This window comes from Ruegeria sp. YKSE079 (genome assembly GCF_059612845.1).
Genome location: NZ_JBXWRJ010000008.1, coordinates 42,736 through 57,706, shown reverse-complemented (window position 1 = coordinate 57,706; position 14,971 = coordinate 42,736). Strand labels below are relative to the sequence as shown.

Annotated in this window: 20 protein-coding genes and 1 pseudogene; 12 read left to right on the top strand and 9 right to left on the bottom strand. The window is 61.0% G+C overall.

What is annotated here, in order from left to right:
- Positions 1-50: 50 nt before the first annotated feature.
- Entirely contained in the window at positions 51-1,703 is a 1,653-nt protein-coding gene (locus AC2FMY_RS09140) for a Y-family DNA polymerase (protein ID WP_496807276.1), read from the top strand.
- 25 nt (positions 1,704-1,728) lie between these two features.
- Here the strand turns inward: AC2FMY_RS09140 and AC2FMY_RS09135 are convergent, their stop codons facing one another.
- Positions 1,729-2,112, bottom strand: a complete 384-nt coding sequence (locus AC2FMY_RS09135) for a 3-hydroxyacyl-CoA dehydrogenase family protein (protein WP_496807275.1) — start codon at positions 2,110-2,112, stop codon at positions 1,729-1,731.
- A gap of 77 nt (positions 2,113-2,189) precedes the next feature.
- On the opposite strand from AC2FMY_RS09135, the pseudogene AC2FMY_RS09130 reads away from it, so the two are divergent.
- Both AC2FMY_RS09130 and AC2FMY_RS09125 read left to right on the top strand, forming a co-directional pair.
- Positions 2,190-2,527 (top strand): annotated as a pseudogene (locus AC2FMY_RS09130) (transposase); the annotation flags it as partial.
- Positions 2,528-2,613: 86 nt separating this feature from the next.
- Entirely contained in the window at positions 2,614-2,868 is a 255-nt protein-coding gene (locus AC2FMY_RS09125; protein ID WP_496807274.1) for a hypothetical protein, read from the top strand.
- Positions 2,869-3,078: 210 nt separating this feature from the next.
- On the opposite strand, the gene AC2FMY_RS09120 is transcribed toward AC2FMY_RS09125, so the two are convergent.
- Entirely contained in the window at positions 3,079-3,519 is a 441-nt protein-coding gene (locus tag AC2FMY_RS09120; RefSeq protein ID WP_496807273.1) for a DUF4399 domain-containing protein, read from the bottom strand.
- A 234-nt stretch (positions 3,520-3,753) separates the two neighbouring features.
- On the opposite strand from AC2FMY_RS09120, the gene AC2FMY_RS09115 reads away from it, so the two are divergent.
- Positions 3,754-4,659 (top strand): LysR family transcriptional regulator, encoded by a 906-nt coding sequence (locus AC2FMY_RS09115; protein ID WP_480748478.1) that lies wholly within the window; start codon positions 3,754-3,756, stop codon positions 4,657-4,659.
- 301 nt (positions 4,660-4,960) lie between these two features.
- On the opposite strand, the gene AC2FMY_RS09110 is transcribed toward AC2FMY_RS09115, so the two are convergent.
- Entirely contained in the window at positions 4,961-5,569 is a 609-nt protein-coding gene (locus AC2FMY_RS09110) for an MlaC/ttg2D family ABC transporter substrate-binding protein (RefSeq protein WP_480748479.1), read from the bottom strand.
- Complete coding sequence (locus tag AC2FMY_RS09105) at positions 5,559-6,377, bottom strand: MlaA family lipoprotein (RefSeq protein WP_496807321.1); 819 nt, start codon at positions 6,375-6,377, stop codon at positions 5,559-5,561. Before AC2FMY_RS09105 ends, AC2FMY_RS09110 begins: the two co-directional genes overlap by 11 nt.
- A gap of 309 nt (positions 6,378-6,686) precedes the next feature.
- Here AC2FMY_RS09105 and AC2FMY_RS09100 point away from each other — a divergent pair, with 309 nt between their 5' ends.
- Genes AC2FMY_RS09100 through AC2FMY_RS09085 form a run of 4 tightly spaced genes read left to right on the top strand, consistent with a single transcriptional unit; the run spans position 6,687 to position 9,433 of the window.
- On the top strand, positions 6,687-7,145 hold the full coding sequence (locus AC2FMY_RS09100) for a RidA family protein (protein WP_480748481.1): 459 nt from the start codon (positions 6,687-6,689) through the stop codon (positions 7,143-7,145).
- Positions 7,142-7,912, top strand: coding sequence for a glycerophosphodiester phosphodiesterase family protein (locus tag AC2FMY_RS09095; protein ID WP_496744315.1), 771 nt, complete (start codon positions 7,142-7,144; stop codon positions 7,910-7,912). Before AC2FMY_RS09100 ends, AC2FMY_RS09095 begins: the two co-directional genes overlap by 4 nt.
- Positions 7,913-7,955: 43 nt before the next feature.
- Entirely contained in the window at positions 7,956-9,143 is a 1,188-nt protein-coding gene (locus AC2FMY_RS09090; RefSeq protein ID WP_480748483.1) for a GNAT family N-acetyltransferase, read from the top strand.
- On the top strand, positions 9,140-9,433 hold the full coding sequence (locus AC2FMY_RS09085; RefSeq protein ID WP_480748484.1) for a 4a-hydroxytetrahydrobiopterin dehydratase: 294 nt from the start codon (positions 9,140-9,142) through the stop codon (positions 9,431-9,433). The genes AC2FMY_RS09090 and AC2FMY_RS09085 overlap by 4 nt, the downstream gene beginning before the upstream one ends.
- A 3-nt stretch (positions 9,434-9,436) precedes the next feature.
- Here the strand turns inward: AC2FMY_RS09085 and AC2FMY_RS09080 are convergent, their stop codons facing one another.
- From AC2FMY_RS09080 to AC2FMY_RS09065, 4 genes are all read right to left on the bottom strand, one after another.
- Positions 9,437-9,736, bottom strand: a complete 300-nt coding sequence (locus AC2FMY_RS09080) for a hypothetical protein (protein WP_496807272.1) — start codon at positions 9,734-9,736, stop codon at positions 9,437-9,439.
- 100 nt (positions 9,737-9,836) lie between these two features.
- The gene (locus AC2FMY_RS09075) at positions 9,837-10,184 is read right to left on the bottom strand and encodes an EF-hand domain-containing protein (RefSeq protein WP_496744320.1); all 348 of its coding nucleotides are present in this window, start codon (positions 10,182-10,184) and stop codon (positions 9,837-9,839) included.
- A gap of 13 nt (positions 10,185-10,197) precedes the next feature.
- Complete coding sequence (locus tag AC2FMY_RS09070) at positions 10,198-10,443, bottom strand: glycine zipper 2TM domain-containing protein (protein ID WP_496744322.1); 246 nt, start codon at positions 10,441-10,443, stop codon at positions 10,198-10,200.
- A gap of 123 nt (positions 10,444-10,566) precedes the next feature.
- On the bottom strand, positions 10,567-11,052 hold the full coding sequence (locus tag AC2FMY_RS09065) for a peroxiredoxin (protein ID WP_496744324.1): 486 nt from the start codon (positions 11,050-11,052) through the stop codon (positions 10,567-10,569).
- Positions 11,053-11,151: 99 nt separating this feature from the next.
- Between AC2FMY_RS09065 and AC2FMY_RS09060 the strand changes: the two genes are divergently transcribed.
- From AC2FMY_RS09060 to AC2FMY_RS09045, 4 genes are all read left to right on the top strand, one after another.
- Complete coding sequence (locus AC2FMY_RS09060; RefSeq protein WP_496744325.1) at positions 11,152-12,363, top strand: NAD(P)/FAD-dependent oxidoreductase; 1,212 nt, start codon at positions 11,152-11,154, stop codon at positions 12,361-12,363.
- Positions 12,360-12,920, top strand: coding sequence for a 16S rRNA (guanine(966)-N(2))-methyltransferase RsmD (rsmD, locus tag AC2FMY_RS09055; protein WP_496744327.1), 561 nt, complete (start codon positions 12,360-12,362; stop codon positions 12,918-12,920). Before AC2FMY_RS09060 ends, rsmD begins: the two co-directional genes overlap by 4 nt.
- 87 nt (positions 12,921-13,007) lie before the next feature.
- Positions 13,008-13,652, top strand: a complete 645-nt coding sequence (locus tag AC2FMY_RS09050) for an HAD family hydrolase (RefSeq protein WP_496744329.1) — start codon at positions 13,008-13,010, stop codon at positions 13,650-13,652.
- Between the two features lie 23 nt (positions 13,653-13,675).
- Complete coding sequence (locus tag AC2FMY_RS09045; RefSeq protein WP_480748492.1) at positions 13,676-13,855, top strand: hypothetical protein; 180 nt, start codon at positions 13,676-13,678, stop codon at positions 13,853-13,855.
- Here the strand turns inward: AC2FMY_RS09045 and map are convergent.
- Entirely contained in the window at positions 13,831-14,655 is an 825-nt protein-coding gene (gene map / locus AC2FMY_RS09040; RefSeq protein WP_496744331.1) for a type I methionyl aminopeptidase, read from the bottom strand. The genes AC2FMY_RS09045 and map overlap by 25 nt on opposite strands.
- Between the last annotated feature and the right edge of the window lie 316 nt (positions 14,656-14,971).

The following is a 14,971-nucleotide window of genomic DNA, read 5'->3' as shown; positions in this document are numbered from 1 at the left end:
GTGGATGATTCCCGAATAAGAACAAACAAAGAACATTTGTTGTTGCCCGGATGTCCAGACGCCGAATACTTTCGCTTTGGTTCCCCCGCCTTGGGGCGGAACGGCTGGTGCGGGCCGCGCGCGGTCTGCAATCCGGCCCCTTGGCCGTGGTGGCCGAACAGGCGAACATGCAGGTCATCACCTCGCTCAATGCCGAAGGGCAGGCCGCCGGTCTGCATGTGGGACAGCCGGTGCGTGACGCCCATGCCATGTGCGCGGCCCTGATCACCCGCCCCCGCAATGCGCCCGCCGAGGCCGCGTTTCTGGCCGCGCTCCGGCGCTGGGTGGGAAAGTTCAGCCCCTGGGTGGCCGAAGAACCGCCCGACGGGCTGGTCATCGACCTGTCGGGCTGCGCGCAACTGTTCGGAGGTGAACAGGCGCTGCTGGACGTCATCGAAACCGACTGCGCCGATATGGGTCTGGGTGTACAAACGGGTATCGCCGACACGCTGGGCGCGGCCTGGGCCCTGGCGCGGTATGCGGGGCAGCAGGTCGCGTCGAACCGCAACGGCGACGCCATCAGCCAGGAGGCCCGCGCCACCCGCGCCCGCGCCGGAAAACGGCGGCACTGGACCCGCGGTGGCGCCGCGCCGCAGGTGTCGGCGTCAAGCGGCGGTGCCCGGATCGCGCCGCCGGGGCAAAGTTATGGTGCGCTCAGCCCGTTGCCGGTGGCTGCGCTCAGGCTGGAGGATCAGACCGTCGCCCAACTGAACCGTCTGGGCCTGCGCCGGATCGGCGATCTGCTGGGCCAGCCCCGCGCCAGCCTTGCGCGGCGGTTCGGGCGGGGGCTGGTGTTGCGGCTGGATCAGGCCATGGGCAGCGCGCCCGAACCGGTCTCGCCGGCCCGTCCGGCGCATCATTTCGCGGTGCGGATGACCCTGCCCAATCCGATCGGGCTGCACGAGGATGTCATGGCCGCCATCGACCGGATGCTGCCTGTGCTCTGCACCCGGCTCGAGGAAAAGGGGCGCGGCCTGCGTGGTCTGCGGCTCGAGGCGCACCGCACCGATCAGGCCGCCGAAATCGTCGAGATCGGGCTGGCGCGGCCCGGTTTCGACCCGCACCGTATCCGCCCCCTGCTCGAGATGAAGGTCGATCGGATCGACGCGGGGTATGGCATCGACATGCTGCGGCTAGAGGCGGTCCAGACCGAACCGGTCCATGCCCGCACCGTCACCGGCCATGCCGAGGCCAACCGCGCCGTGCGCGACCGGCTGGCGGGCAACACCGCCGTCGATGACCTTACGGCCAAGCTGGGCGCGCGGGTGGGGCTGGAGACGATCACCCGCCGCCACCCTGCCTCGTCCCACATCCCCGAGAAATCCGCCCAGATCCTTGCTGCGGCCTGGTCCGAACCCGCGCGCGACTGGCCCTCCCCCCCGCGCCCGCGCCCCCTGCTGATGTGGCGCCCCGAACCGGTGACGGCCCCGGACGGCCCCACCATACCCGACCGGTTTCGTTGGCGCGGGCGGGACTGGCAACTGGCTCAGGCCACCGGCCCCGAGCGCATCGCGCCGGAATGGTGGCTGGACGACCCCGATTGGCGTAGCGGCGTGCGCGACTATTGGGTGGTGGTGACCGAACAGGGCGACCGGCTGTGGCTGTTCTATGGCCACGGCGGAGCCATGTCTCCGGGCTGGTTCTGTCAGGGGAGCTTTGCGTGACGATCAGGCAAGCGCCGCCGGTTTTTCAGCGCAACCCCGCGATGGCCTTTTGCATGGCGACGATCAACGCATCCCGCTGTTGTGACAGCTCGGCAGGCGTCATGCCCCGGGCTTCGGCTTCGACACCTTCGGTCAATTGCCGGGCTACGTCCTGCGTCAGATAGATCTGGCCCAGATCATCCCACCAACCGCTGAACGTGTCCGCGAAATGGTCGCAGAACGATCTGAGGCCGCCCTCGCCGGCGCCAAGGTTGAACAGCATGGTCGGCCCCATCGCCGCCCATCTTAGTCCCGGCCCGGCCCAGACCGCCTTGTCCACATCCTCGACCGAGGCAACGCCCGAGACGACCAGGTTAATCGCCTCGCGCCAGATCGCGGCCTGCGGGCGATCGGCAACATGGCCGGGCATTTCCTTGCGAACGACTGTGTTGCACGGATCGTTTCATCAGCGTAGCCAGTTTCTTGGTTTAACGACGGGATGGCGGGATGCCTTTCAAATTCAATGTGTCGCGGCGGGATAAATTTGAGAAGGCCAAGTACCGGGTCACGAATTGGCCTGAGTACAACGAGGCGCTTCGCCAGCGTGGTGATGATACGGTCTGGTTCAGCGAGGATGCGGTATCCGGGTGGTGCGCGCCAAGGTCAGGGAAACGTGGTGGTCAGCGACACTACTCTGATCTGGCAATTGAGACCTGCCTGACCCTGCGCGTCGTGTTCGGCTTACCCCTTCGCCAAACGCAGGGCTTTGTCCGCAGTTTGCTGCGGCTCATGCAGACCGACGTTCCCGTTTCGGATTTTCCACGCTCTGCCGCCGCGCACGATTGCATTGGACGCGGCTTACAGCAGGATATTGCGGCAACTGAAAACCTTGGGGGCCAAAAACCCTAGTTCGTATGATGCCCAAGCGTACATGGATGAGATTTATGGTGTGCCGTACACCCAGCGAAAATTCTTTGAGGATTACTACTCTGACCGAGTGCGCAACTTTCACACTGATAGCAAGTACGGCGCGGAACCAATACCGTTCTTCAGCATAGGTGATATTTGGCCCCTGAATGCCACACTGAAGGGGCTGTTCTATCGGCTGGTGACTGGGGAGTTACATGACGAAACCCGACAGAATCGAGACGATTACCTACGACACAACATGCTTGAAGGTGGTTAGTCTCTTTGGTGCATATAGCTGGTACTGTCATGGGCCTATGAGTTGACGACTTGAAAAAAGCGGACATCGAGATTGACAATTTCAACAACTGCTCCGCCCGGCACAGCGGAACCTCACTTATCCATGCGCCGGAGAGGTCAGGGCAAAGCCCGGATACGTTGTTTGGAACCGGGCATTCCCTGCGTCAAGGAAAGCTGGCGATTCTACCGGTTATTCGACCGTGATGGTGATGACCTCGGACATGATCGGGGTTGCGTGGGGGACGTGAGAGTGGTCACCAAGCACCAGTTGCAGGGTGTGGTTCCCCGGTGGCAGGTCGATGGTCACCTGGGTCTGGCCGCCGCCGAAATGGCGGTGGTGATCATCAACCGGAAGGCCATAGGTCAGTTCCTCGGCCCCGTCCTCGCCCTCGCCAAAACGCGGGCGGTCGATCAGCAGGTGGTGGTGGCCGGTATTGTCGGCCTCGGTTCCGGCCGGGGCGACGCCCATGCCGTTCAGGCCGAAAACGACCGTGACCGGAGAGGTTACAGCATCGCCGTCGGACAGGTTCGCGAAATAGACCGACGCATCAGGGTTTGACGGCGTGTCGCCGCCGGCAAGTACCGCAGTTGCCATCAGACCGGCCGAAATGGACGCAACAAGGAGCTTCATGGTTTACCTCTTGGGCTCAAAATCAAAACAAGCCAGCAGATAGACCGTTTCAGCCGCAAAACAGCCACAATCGTTCTGAATTTTCCGTGAAACCGGATGTGATCCGTCAAATTCGAGGGTTTCCGCATTCACGACGATCCGTGTGAAATTCGCGATATTATCCCTTCGTCGCCCTGATCTCGCCCAGATTTGGCGTCAGAACGGAACGAAAGAACGAAGACTTGGGGTAGCGGTATGGATCGACTCACCGAAATGGAAGCTTTTGCCAATGTGGTGGATCAGGGGGGATTTACCGATGCCGCCAAGAAAATGGGCATCTCCAAATCGGCTGTTTCCAAACATGTCTCAAGCCTGGAAGCGCGGCTGGGCGCGCGGCTGTTGAACCGAACCACGCGCCGGGTGTCGCCGACGGAAATCGGGCTGGCCTATTATGACCGCGCCCGCCGGGTTCTGAACGATGCGGGCGAGGCCGATGCGCTGGTCACGTCGATGCAGTCGGCGCCTTCGGGGTTGCTGCGGATCAGCGTGGCGACGGATTTCGGTGTCAATCACCTGTCGCCGGTATTGTCGAGTTTTCTGGCCAGCTATCCGGACATCACCGTCAACATGGTGCTGAACAACCGCTATGTCGAACTGATCTCGGAAGGGTTCGACGTTGCGGTTCGGATCGGAGAGCTGGAAGACAGCACGCTGCGGGCGCGCAAGCTGACCGAAACCACCAAGCGCATGGTCGCGTCGCCAAGGTATATCGAACAATATGGCCGCCCCGCCAAGATCGACGATCTGAACGAACACAAGCTTTTGCATTATTCCAGCCAGTCGTCAGGCAATGTCTGGAAACTGACCGCGCCGTCGGGAGAAAAACGGCAGGTTCGCACCGCAGGGTGGCTGAGTGTGAACGACGGTCAGTCGCTATTGAATGCCGCGATTTCGGGGCTGGGGATCGCCTATCTGCCCAGCTACCTGTATTCGGACGCGCTGAAACAGGGGCTGGTCGAGGATGCCATGCCCTCGCTGCCCGATGAAGTGCAGGGGATTTACGCCGTCTACCCGCCCGGCCGGTTCACGCAGCCGAAAGTGCGGGCCTTCATCGACTTCCTCGTCGACGCCTTCGCCGAAAAAGGTCCTATGGACTGGTAATGTCTCCCTCCCGGAAACTTCGGCAGCCCGCGCCAATGGCGCGGGTTTTTCTTGTGCGCGGCTGTCAATCGAGATCCTGATTTGGTGTTTGGATTGCGCCGGAAACTGTCAGAGTTTGTTGTGTAACTCGCAGACTAAACTCGTTGGCCCCACGCGTTCACACTGGTTTCATCGACGAGATAGGCCGTCTCGGGGCGAGGTCGGCTGGGGGTTGTGTGCAACGGTTTCGATCAGGGTCTGAAAACCGGATCACGGCCTGACCAGACGCGCGGGGTTTCGGGCTTTTCGGATTGGATTGCCCTTATCCGGCGGAATTCAGATCCCGGATCAGTTGATCCAGATTGCCCTTGCGCGCATCCAGCATCGCACCGATTTCGGTGCGTTCGGTCAACAGAACGTTGACGCCCTCGATGAACATGTTGAAGAACTTGTCGCGCCCCGATTTGTCCGAGACAAGGAACGTCACCTCGAACGGCGCTTCGCCCCGCAGCTTGACGGTGCTGCGCACCTCGTATCCCGCCTTGATCTTGCGGGCGCTCTTGACGGTCACTTCACCGCCGATGAATTCGCGGAAGCGGCGACCGTATTTGCGCGAGATATAGCCCTGAAACGCCTGGGTGAACTTTTTCAGCTGCGCCGGGCTTGCGCTGCGCGCATCTGCCCCCAGCGCATAGCGCGCCATGATCGGCACGTCGCCGTATTGCACAAAGATCTTCTCGAAATCGCGCAGCATTGCCTGCTCGGACTTGCCCGAGTCGATCACGCTGTTGATTTCGGTCACGACGCTGTTGACCAACTGCATTGCCCCCGCTTCGGTCAGGGCCAATGCGGGCAGCGGCATTGCGGCCATTCCAAGGCCTGCGACGGCGGACGTGAGGAAAGCGCGGCGGTTCATCCAGTTATTCGGCATAGGGGTCCTCATAAGGGTCCAGTGTCGGGTCCGACGGGTCCGGCCCGATTTCGGAATAGGGATCGGTGTAAAGGCCCAGATAGGCATCTTCGTCGTCGGTTGCCAGTTCGAAGCGGCGGTTCTGCAGATAAATCAGGCGCGCCTGCGCATAGCTGTCCGCGCTTTCATACAGGATCGAGTCGACCGTGTCCGAATACCGTCCGCGATCCCCCATGCGGCGGACCACCTCGGCATATAGCCCAAGATTGTCGGCGGGCCGGGTCGGCGCGAAATCAATCGGGTTGGTGAACAGGTTGACCACCACGCCCACCGCGTCGCGTGTTGTCGAGGGGCCATAAAGCGGCAGTTCAACGTAAGCACCCTCGCCAAAGCCCCAGACATGCAGGGTTTCGCCAAAATCGGTGTCCACACGCGGGATCTTGAAATCGCTGGCAGGGTCGGCCAGACCCGCGAAACCCACGGTCGAGTTGATCAGGAACCGCAACAGCGCGATGCCGGATTCCTTGGGTTTGCCCTGCAGCAGGAAATCCACCGCGTTGCTCGGCATCGACAGGTTTTCCGCGAACGAGTTGAAGCTGGTCACCATCGGCTCGGGTATGATCGTGACATAGCCCTTGGATGCCGGGCGGAAAAAGAACCTGTCGACACCCCGGTTGAATTCATGAATCGACCTGTTGGTATTTTCGTACGGATCATGAATGCCATTGCGTGTCGCAGCCTCGTCCGGCGCCTTGGCACAGGCCGTCAGACCGACTGCCGCCACGAGAATAAACGGGAATTTGGAAATCAGGCGGGTCAACACGGTTATTCTGTACTCCACGACGGCGAGGCCTGGCAAAACTGGTTTTTCAAACGGTCGTCAACCTGAGCGACGCAATTTGGGTGACACATAGTGGACGCGGCACGGAATTGAAACATCAAAGCATCTAGCGCCGGTACAGCGGAACGTAAAGTGTCGGTCACGTTTGCTTGGGAATTGGGTGGTTTTCGGCGTATCGCCCGCTGCGCAATGCATGGTATTGGCGCAATTGGACCGCAAGAAGGCGAGTTTCGGGCTTTTCGTGCTGGATGTTCCCGGTTAGCGTCCGCCGGACTCGGAAACTGGAGGAAGCGATTCATGAGCATCGCAGCAAAACTCGAAAGCCTGGGCGTTTCTCTGCCCGACGCGCCCGCTCCGGCGGCCAACTATGTGCCGTTCGTGCGGGTGGACAATCTGCTTTACGTATCGGGGCAGATTTCCAAGGACGAAAACGGGCTGATCACCGGAAAGCTGGGTGCCGACATGGAAATCGAGGCCGGGGCAGCAGCAGCCAAGGTCTGTGCCATCAACCTGCTGGCGCAGGTCAAGGCCGCCTGCGACGGCGATATCGAGCGTCTGGTGCGAGTGGTCAAGCTGACCGGATTCGTGAATTCGACCGGCGATTTCACCGCGCAACCGCAGGTGATCAACGGCGCCTCGGATTTCCTGGGCGAAGCGCTGGGCGAAGCAGGGCGTCATTCCCGCTCTGCTGTGGGCGCCGCCGCCCTGCCGCTGGGTGTTGCCGTCGAAATCGAAGGAATCTTCGAAATTCGATGACGCCATCCTTGCCGCCTGATTTTCTCAAGCGCCCGATCGCACATCGGGCGCTTCATGATTCGACCAACGCTCGCCCTGAAAACAGCCGCGCCGCCATCCGGGCAGCGATCAAGGCCGGATACGGAATCGAAATCGACCTGCAGATGACATCTGACGGTCAGGCGATGGTATTTCACGACTATGACCTGCGCCGGTTGACCGGTCAGCCCGGCCCGATCCGGCAACTCACGGCGTCCCAGGCGTCAGACGTGCGATTGCTGCACTCCGAGGGCGAAGGCATCCCTTCACTGGCCGAAGTGCTGGAAATCGTTGCGGGGCGGGTGCCGCTGCTGATCGAGTTCAAGGATCAGGACGGGGCCATGGGCACCGGCATCGGCCCGCTGGAACAGGCGGCGGTTCGGGCGCTGGCCACTTATGACGGCCCGGTGGCGCTGATGTCGTTCAATCCCAACAGCGTGGCGGAACTGGCGCGTCTTGCCCCCAGGATTCCGCGCGGCATCGTCACCAGCGCCTATGATCCGGCCGACTGGCCGCTGTCGGAACAGATCTGCAACCATTTGCGAGATATCCCGGATTTCGATCGAGTACGCGCATCATTCATCAGCCACGAGGTCGAAGACCTGAGCCGCGCGCGCGTGGCCGAGTTAAAGGCTCAGGGCGTGCCGATCCTGTGCTGGACGGTGCGCTCGGCAGAGCAAGAGGCCGAGGCGCGCAAGGTTGTCGACAATATCACCTTCGAAGGGTACCTGGCCGAACATCCTGCTTGATCCCCTGCCGCACGACCACAGATAACAAAGGGGCGGAGGTTCTATGGATCAGGCACAGATCGAAGTTCGGGTTCTCGGGTCACTGACCCAGATTGCGGCACATGAATGGGATAGCTGCGCCTGTCCTGAAACCACCGATGGCGGCCGCCCGGTCGATCCGTTCACTACGCATCGTTTCCTGCTGGCGCTGGAACAAAGCGGCTCTGTCGGGCGTGGCACCGGCTGGCAGCCGCAATACCTGACCGCCCATCTCGACGGCATGATGATCGGTGCCGCGCCGATGTATGCCAAGTCGCACAGCCAGGGAGAATACATCTTCGACCACAGCTGGGCGCATGCTTACGAGCGGGCGGGGGGTCACTATTACCCCAAGCTTCAGATCGCGGTGCCGTTTACCCCGGCCACGGGTCGCAGGTTCCTTGTCCGTCCGGGATACGACACGATCGGAATGTCGGCGCTGGTGCAGGGCGCGGTTCAACTGGCCGCCGAAAATCGGGTCTCGTCCCTGCATGTCACCTTTTGCACCAAAACCGAGGCCGAGGCCGGCACCGAAATGGGGCTCATGCATCGGATGTCGCAACAGTTTCACTGGCTGAATGACGATTACGGGGACTTTGACGAGTTTCTTGCCGCGCTATCGTCACGCAAACGCAAAAATATCCGCAAGGAGCGCGCACAGGCCTGCGAATTCGGCGGCACGATCCGAACTCTGACCGGCCCGGATTTGCGCCCGGAGCACTGGGATGCCTTCTGGACCTTCTATCAGGATACCGGGTCACGCAAGTGGGGTTCGCCCTATCTGACGCGCACCTTTTTCGATCACGTACAAGACACGATGACAGATGATGTCGCCTTGGTTCTGGCCGAGCGCAACGGGTACCCCGTGGCGGCAGCGCTGAATTTCGTTGGCCGCGACACCCTGTTCGGCCGCTACTGGGGCTGTACCGAACATCATCCCTTTCTGCATTTCGAACTGTGCTATTATAGGGCCATCGATTTCGCCATCGCCAATCGGCTGAAACGGGTCGAGGCCGGCGCGCAGGGCGAACACAAGCTTGCGCGCGGATATCTGCCGACCCGGACGCACAGTCTGCACTGGATTGCAGATCCCGGTTTCGCAAAAGCCGTGGACCGGTATCTTGAGGCGGAAAGCGAGGCGGTCGGCGAAGAGATCGAGATCCTGACCGACTATGGCCCGTTCAGGAAGTCGAACCCGGAGGAACAGCAATGACCGAACTTTTGTCCAAAGAAGCCCGAGGCCCGCTGTTGGATCCGCTGTTCAAGAACGGCTGGACCATGACCGAAGATCGCGACGCGATCACCAAGACGTTCATCTTCGACAATTTTGTCGAGGCATTCGGCTGGATGACGCGTGCCGCGATCTGGGCCGAGAAATGGAATCACCACCCCGAATGGCGGAATGTCTACAAAACGGTCGAGGTGGTTCTGTCGACACATGATGTCGAGGGACTTAGCTCCCTCGACGCCAAGCTTGCCCGAAAAATGGACGCCTTGCTGTAAGTATCAGCGGCGTCCCGAGCCATAGGCGGATGCCAGCCCTGCGACCTGCAGCATCTTGCGGAACTCGGCAGGTGTGACGCTGCCACTGCTCACGTTGATCCCATCCGGAATCGCGACAGAGTTTCGTCCGGCCAGCTGCATGCGCCCGGTGCTGGCATCGACGCGCAGGCATTGGTGGCCTTGACAGATCTTCTGGCCCTTGACCGGCAGAATAACTTTGGCATCCGCATGGGCGACATTGGCCATCAACGGCGTCATTGCCACAAGCGCGGCGGCGGCGATTTTTGAAATACGATATGTCATGATGCACCCTGATTGGTTTCTCTAAACCATCAGATAGGGCGAACCCGATCACATCGAAATCACATGGCGGCGAGACCTCTCGTGCCGCCGCTCGTCGCCGTCAGTCAAGGCTGCCGTTCTGATCCTGATCCGCAGACAGGAAATCCTGTGACATCTGATCCGAAAACTCGCCCGAGGACACCAGGTTGTCGCCGTTCTTGTCCATGGCCGAAAAATGCCCGATCGCGAAATGCGGCCGCGTTTCCGCTGCCGTCAGCGTGCCATCGCGGTTTTCGTCCATCGCCTGAAAGGCATAGTCCGCAAAAGCGTTGAACTCATCCTTTGACAGAAACCCGTCGTTGTTTGCGTCTATCGCGTTCAGTTCGGCCTCGTTGAGTTCGGCCACCTGATCCGCCATCGCGGTTGACGCCAGCGTCAAGGCCACCAAGGCTGCAAATCCCTGTTTCATCTCAAATCTCTCCTCAGCACGAGTATCTTTGCCCGGATGCGCCGCCGGCTGCAGCGCCCGCTGCGGTCAGGATGGTCTTGCCCGAGCCACCTCCGAACTGATTGCCGATGGCGCCACCGATCAGCGCGCCGCCCAGCGTTCCGCTCAGGCAGGCGATCTCGTGCTGCCGGGCGGCCTGAGCCTGAGGCGTGGGCGCGGGCGCGCAGGCGGCAAGAATTCCGCCGGTCAAAATGGCCGTGATAAATAACCTTGTTTTCATGAGTTCAGCTCCCGATGTCGCTAACCCGAGTATCGGAGCATTTCGGGACGGTCTCAAGCAATTTGAGGGGTTTGCAGATAACAGGCAAGTAATGGCCCCGGCGATTGGCCGGGGCCGCAACGCTCAGATCGCCTCGAGCAACCCTTCGCCCGCCGTACGGTCGCAGACACCGTGTTCGGATTCGGTGTTGAGCACCCGAACAGTTCCATCTTCGACCAGCATGGCATAGCGGGTCGACCGGCCATACAGACCCACCACCGGAGCGTCGAAATCCATCCCGATCGCCTTGGTAAAACCGCCATCGGCATCGGCCAGCATGGTGATCCCGGCTTCACTCGCGCCGGTGGACTCTCCCCACGCCTTCATCACGAACGGATCGTTGACCGCCAGGCAGATGATTTCATCCACACCCCTGTCGTCGAATTGCGCCTTGGTCCGGATGAAGCTGGGCAGATGAACCTGATCGCACAGCCCCGAAAACGCGGCAGGCACCGCAACGATCACCACCTTGCGCCCCGACAACTTGTCGGCAAGCTGGACTTCCTGCGGCCCCTTGTCGGTCATATGGATGAGTTTTGCGCCCGGAAGCGTATCCCCAACTGAAATCATCTTGCGGTTTCCTATCTGATGGATTTACGGATTGTTCCCTAAAGGCATATAGCTGGGCAACCAGATGTGACCACGGAAATTCGACAAGGCGGGAGGATCATGAGCCATTTTGTAGTGATCGGAGCGGGGCAGGCCGGATCGTCCCTTGTGGCAATGCTGCGCAAACAGGGTTTTGACGGCGAAATCACCCTGATCGGCGCCGAACCGGTCCTGCCCTATCAACGCCCGCCGCTCAGCAAGGCCTATCTTCTGGGCGAGATGGAGCTGGAACGGTTGTTCCTGCGGCCCGAAAGTTTTTATGCCGAACAAAACATCACCCTGCGCCTTGGCGAGCGTGTCACCGGAATCGACCCGAATGCCAAGACCGTGACGCTTGGGGACGAGGTGATCTCGTACGACCAGTTGGCGCTGACGACCGGCTCTGACCCGCGCCGCCTGCCCGCCGCCATCGGCGGCGATCTGCAGGGGGTGCATGTCGTGCGCGATCTGGGCGATGTCGATGCCATGGCCCCGTCCGTGATCCAGGGCAAACGGGCGCTGATCGTCGGCGGCGGTTATATCGGGCTTGAGGCGGCGGCCGTCTGCGCCAAGCGCGGGGTCAGCGTGACACTGGTCGAAATGGCCGACCGCATCCTGCAGCGTGTGGCGGCCCCGGAAACCAGCGATTATTTCCGCGCCCTGCATGGTGGTCACGGCGTTGATATCCGCGAAGGCGTCGGGCTTGAGCGGATCACCGGCGAAGGCGGCAACGTGACCGGCGCGGTGCTCAGTGACGGGACCGAGCTGGTGGTGGATTTCGTGGTTGTTGGCGTCGGCATCACGCCCTCGACGCAACTGGCCGAAATGGCAGGGCTGGAGATCGAGAACGGCATCAGGACCGACGCGCAGGGCCGCACCTCCGATCCGTCGATCTGGGCGGCGGGCGATTGCGCCTCGTTTCCCTACAAGGGGCAGCGCATCCGGTTGGAAAGCGTGCCCAACGCCATCGATCAGGCCGAGGTCGTGGCCCAGAACATGCTGGGCGCGGGCAAGGGCTATGTCGCGCAGCCATGGTTCTGGTCGGACCAATACGACGTCAAACTGCAGATTGCCGGGCTGAATACCGGCTATGATCAGGTGGTGACCCGCAAGGGCGAGGGGCTGACCACTTCGTTCTGGTACTACAAGGGCGGGCAACTGGTGGCCGTGGACGCGATGAACGATCCGCGCGCCTATATGGTCGGCAAGCGGCTGATCGACATGGGCAAGAATGCCGATCCGGCTGCCGTATCCGACCCTGAAACCGACCTCAAAGCGCTTCTGAAAGCGTGAGGATCATCGCCGGAGAATTCCGGGGCCGCGCACTGGCCTCGGTCGGCAAGGGCGACGCGGGCGCGCATCTGCGCCCCACCACCGACCGGGTGCGCGAAAGCCTGTTCAACGTGCTGTCCCATCAGATTGATTTCGACGGCCTGCGCGTGTTGGACCTGTTTGCAGGCACCGGCGCACTGGGGCTTGAGGCGCTGTCGCGCGGCGCGGCGCATGTGACTTTCGTAGATGATGGACGTGTGGCACAGGGTCTGATCCGGAAGAACATTGACCTGACCCGCAGCGCTGACCGCACCGACCTGATCCGCCGCGATGCGACCCGGTTACAGGAAAATCCGGGCGATCCTTATGACCTGATCTTTCTCGACCCGCCCTATGGCAAGGCGCTGGGCCAAAAGGCGCTTGCCGCCGCGGTCGTCGGGGGGTGGATCGCCGATGGCGCACTGGTCGTCTGGGAAGAAAATGCGCCCATGACGGCCCCCGAGGGCTTCACACTGCATGACGCGCGGAAATACGGAGATACCCATATCACGTTGATGTGGAAGGATATTTCAACCTGAAACAGTCAGGGCGGTTTTTCGCCCGCGGTTCGATTGCACCTGATCTCCCAGCTGTTACGCCCGAGACGGGATAAAAGGGAACAAGCAATGTATAAACTTGTGATTTTCGATTGCGATGGTGTTTTGGTGGATAGCGAACCTGCCTCGAACCAGATTATGGCGGACAATCTGACACGGCATGGATTACCCATGACGGCTGAACAGTCGATGGATATGTTTGTCGGCTTATCAATGGCCGGTGTGAAGGAAAAGGCCCTCAGCCTAGGCGCAATTCTGCCTGAGGACTGGATCGAACAAGTCTATGCCCAGGAATATGCCTTCCTGCGCCAAGGAGTGCCGCTGGTCACAGGCATCCCGGATCTGCTGGCATATTTGGATACCGCCAACATTTCTTGCTGCGTTGCCTCCAACGGCAGCGAGGACAAGATGCGCATCACCCTTGGCCAGAACGGGTTGTGGGATCGATTTCATCCCGACGCGATGTTTTCGGCTCATACACTAGGTGTCTCGAAGCCGGAGCCTGGGTTGTTTCTGGCCGCAGCCAGCCGTTTCCAGATGCAGGCAGATGAGTGCGTGGTGATTGAGGACAGCGGCAGCGGCGTAACCGCAGCCGCGCGCGCCGGCATGCGCTGCCTTGGCTTCGCGCCTCATGACGACGGTAAAGCGCTTGCGGCATTGGGGGCCGAAGTTTTCCATGACATGGCCGACGTGCCTGCACTTTTGGGTTTTTGAACCGATTGTGCTAGATTGCCCTCATGGACCATGCCTTGACCGCCCCGTTCTGGGCACTCAATCAGGATGCAGAGACCACCCAAGGACCCGAGCGCAAACCGCTGCGCTCATCCGTGTTCATCCACGATGCCGTCACCCCGTGGGGGCGTGAAACGATGCTGCTGAAACTGTTGCGCGATCAAGCCGTCGAATTGGACGAATAGGTCGGGTGGAACTTGCCGCCCGGTGACAGGGTGAAAATCTCGACCCCGTTGGCGGTCACACCCACCGAATGTTCGAATTGTGCCGACAGTGACTTGTCGCGGGTGACGGCTGTCCAGTCATCGGCCAGTGTCTTGGTCTCGGGGCGGCCCAGATTGACCATCGGTTCGATGGTGAAGAACATGCCCTCTTCAAGTTTGGCGCCGGTGCCCGGGCGGCCATAATGCAGCACGTTCGGCGGCGCGTGAAACACCTGTCCCAGACCGTGACCGCAGAAATCCCGAACCACGCTCATCCGGTGTGCCTCGACAAAGGACTGGATGGCGTGGCCGATATCGCCAAAGGTGTTGCCCGGTCGGACCATCTCGATACCTTTGAACAGCGCATCATGGGTCACCTGGATCAAACGTTCCGCCTTGCGGGGCAGTTTGCCGGCCACATACATGCGCGAGGTGTCGCCAAACCAGCCATCCACGATGACGGTCACGTCGATGTTCAGAATATCGCCGTCCTTGAGCTTCTTGTCGCCGGGGATGCCGTGGCAGACCACGTGATTGACCGAAATGCAGCTTGCGTGCTGATAGCCCTTATAGCCGATGGTGGCCGATTTCGCGCCGACGTTCTCGACCATCTCGGTAATGACCCGGTCGATTTCACCCGTGGTCTGACCGGGAAAGACATGCGCGGCAATGTCATCCAGTATCCCGGCCGCAACCGCTCCTGCCGCATGCATGCCAGCAAAGTCGGACGTCTCATAGATACGGATACCATCCTTGGTCAGGCGGCCACGGTGTTCCTTCATCGGTGCGGGGCTCCAATTGTTGCACGCGAAACCCTCTTTACGCTGCTTACGCAGAAAGTGCCAGAGGGCGCGGGGTCGCAATGTTTTCCGCAAAATGGGGCCATCTGCGCCCGGTGTAATCCGCGTCTCGCGACAATCAGGAGACAACCAGGCGGATTGCACACTCTCCGTCCGGATACGAGGGACCCGGTTCGCCCCCGCGCCAGAGCGCCCGAACCAGCGTCAGGTCAAAGCTATCGCATCCACTGAGCCTAGCGTCCGTTTGACCTGACACAATTCGCGGAACATTCAGGGGAGGAACCTCACCGGCCCCGCC

Bases quoted from the DNA above. Each gene is read 5' to 3' on its own strand.
- AC2FMY_RS09140 (WP_496807276.1), top strand. From the start codon at position 51: ATGTCCAGACGCCGAATACTTTCGCTTTGGTTCCCCCGCCTTGGGGCG.
- AC2FMY_RS09135 (WP_496807275.1), bottom strand. From the start codon at position 2,112: ATGCCCGGCCATGTTGCCGATCGCCCGCAGGCCGCGATCTGGCGCGAG.
- AC2FMY_RS09125 (WP_496807274.1), top strand. From the start codon at position 2,614: ATGGATGAGATTTATGGTGTGCCGTACACCCAGCGAAAATTCTTTGAG.
- AC2FMY_RS09120 (WP_496807273.1), bottom strand. From the start codon at position 3,519: ATGAAGCTCCTTGTTGCGTCCATTTCGGCCGGTCTGATGGCAACTGCG.
- AC2FMY_RS09115 (WP_480748478.1), top strand. From the start codon at position 3,754: ATGGATCGACTCACCGAAATGGAAGCTTTTGCCAATGTGGTGGATCAG.
- AC2FMY_RS09110 (WP_480748479.1), bottom strand. From the start codon at position 5,569: ATGCCGAATAACTGGATGAACCGCCGCGCTTTCCTCACGTCCGCCGTC.
- AC2FMY_RS09100 (WP_480748481.1), top strand. From the start codon at position 6,687: ATGAGCATCGCAGCAAAACTCGAAAGCCTGGGCGTTTCTCTGCCCGAC.
- AC2FMY_RS09095 (WP_496744315.1), top strand. From the start codon at position 7,142: ATGACGCCATCCTTGCCGCCTGATTTTCTCAAGCGCCCGATCGCACAT.
- AC2FMY_RS09090 (WP_480748483.1), top strand. From the start codon at position 7,956: ATGGATCAGGCACAGATCGAAGTTCGGGTTCTCGGGTCACTGACCCAG.
- AC2FMY_RS09085 (WP_480748484.1), top strand. From the start codon at position 9,140: ATGACCGAACTTTTGTCCAAAGAAGCCCGAGGCCCGCTGTTGGATCCG.
- AC2FMY_RS09080 (WP_496807272.1), bottom strand. From the start codon at position 9,736: ATGACATATCGTATTTCAAAAATCGCCGCCGCCGCGCTTGTGGCAATG.
- AC2FMY_RS09075 (WP_496744320.1), bottom strand. From the start codon at position 10,184: ATGAAACAGGGATTTGCAGCCTTGGTGGCCTTGACGCTGGCGTCAACC.
- AC2FMY_RS09070 (WP_496744322.1), bottom strand. From the start codon at position 10,443: ATGAAAACAAGGTTATTTATCACGGCCATTTTGACCGGCGGAATTCTT.
- AC2FMY_RS09065 (WP_496744324.1), bottom strand. From the start codon at position 11,052: ATGATTTCAGTTGGGGATACGCTTCCGGGCGCAAAACTCATCCATATG.
- AC2FMY_RS09060 (WP_496744325.1), top strand. From the start codon at position 11,152: ATGAGCCATTTTGTAGTGATCGGAGCGGGGCAGGCCGGATCGTCCCTT.
- AC2FMY_RS09050 (WP_496744329.1), top strand. From the start codon at position 13,008: ATGTATAAACTTGTGATTTTCGATTGCGATGGTGTTTTGGTGGATAGC.
- AC2FMY_RS09045 (WP_480748492.1), top strand. From the start codon at position 13,676: ATGGACCATGCCTTGACCGCCCCGTTCTGGGCACTCAATCAGGATGCA.
- map (WP_496744331.1), bottom strand. From the start codon at position 14,655: ATGAAGGAACACCGTGGCCGCCTGACCAAGGATGGTATCCGTATCTAT.